General features: G+C 56.4%; 3 protein-coding genes. All 3 read right to left on the minus strand.

The window, feature by feature from the left end; all coding sequences use genetic code 11:
* A partial coding sequence (locus FMM72_RS16870) for a hypothetical protein (RefSeq protein WP_162222100.1) occupies positions 1-298 on the minus strand: 298 nt, incomplete at its 3' end.
* A gap of 40 nt (positions 299-338) precedes the next feature.
* Positions 339-839, minus strand: coding sequence for a hypothetical protein (locus FMM72_RS16875; protein ID WP_243157872.1), 501 nt, complete (start codon positions 837-839; stop codon positions 339-341).
* 13 nt (positions 840-852) lie between these two features.
* The coding region (locus FMM72_RS16880; RefSeq protein WP_180322955.1) for a DNA adenine methylase at positions 853-1,196 on the minus strand (344 nt) is incomplete at its 5' end.

The raw sequence follows: 1,196 nt of genomic DNA on the forward strand, positions 1-1,196 counted from the left end.
TGAGCGCCGCGGGGTCTGTACCCTGCGGCACAAGGAAGGTCTTGACCAGCAGGCGGATTCCGCCCTCCTCAGCGGTCTGGATTTCGATGGGGTAGAAGCTCCCCGCCCTGTAGTTTGTTTGCTGTCCTGCTGTTTGCGCATTCTCCTCATCCTCCCTGGGGGTAATGTCGGTGATAGCGATGCTGGTCCCATTCTCATCCGCGCCGATGACCGTCTGAGGCTGTTCTGCGGCAAAGGCGGTGACGCTCATGGACAAAATAAGCAGACAGGCCAGCAAAGGCGTCCTGATCGTTCTCATTCGCAAAAATCCTCCCTTCACATGGAAAGCCGGGGAAAAGTCACCCCTCATAAACCACATCCCCCTTGATGAGCAGCTCGTCCAGTTCTCCCAGACAGAGGCCGGCGCTGAGGAACATATCCAATATCTCGGGCGGCACATCCCGCAGACCATATTGATGCTTTGCCTCTGCGATAGTGACGCTGTTTTCCTCCTCGTTCACATAGGCGCAGAGCTTGGCATCCTCGCTGATACCGGCTTCCTCCCGTAGATAACTGGGGAGGTCAATTTCTTTCCCCATATCTTCAAATGGGCATACATCCGCGCAGTCGTGACAAAACCCGCAGGCTTTGGCCAAGTGGACGTTCAGTTCCACCGACAGCTCATGGAGCCGCCTCGCGGCGCGGATCAGCTCCATCCCGGTCATCCGGCGTTTGAGAACCACAATGGCGCCCTCCACCACATGCACCTCTGCCGTTTCAGTCTCGGGGAACCGGGCTATTGCCAGTTCAGCGGGCAGGATTCGGAGCCCCTTGGCGGCCGCTTGTCTCAGAAATTTCATCGCAAACACTCCTTTATATGATCTTCAATGGTTTTTTGGGGATATGGGTCAGGCGCAGCCCGCCAAATTCCAGCGGGCTGTCAAACAAGGTCACCTGTCCCGCAAAGAGCCTGGGGTCGTAGTTGGCCATGAGCAGTTCTTCATAGACCGCTCCGGCTTGCTGGGCCATTGGATTCTGACGAGTGAAGGACAGCTGGTAAAAGTCGCTGTAAAGCCTGCGGATCTCCTCGCAGTCGTTGTAGGAAACGATGACATAGCCCTTGCATTCCTTGATGGCGTCATGCAGCCGGACATGATCCTCTGCGGAAAACGCAGCGTCGTAATATTGCTCCGCGTCATAGTAGGGCGGGTCACAGT

The sequence above is a fragment of the Anaerotruncus colihominis genome (assembly GCF_010206195.1).
Lineage (GTDB): Bacteria > Bacillota > Clostridia > Oscillospirales > Ruminococcaceae > Anaerotruncus > Anaerotruncus colihominis_A.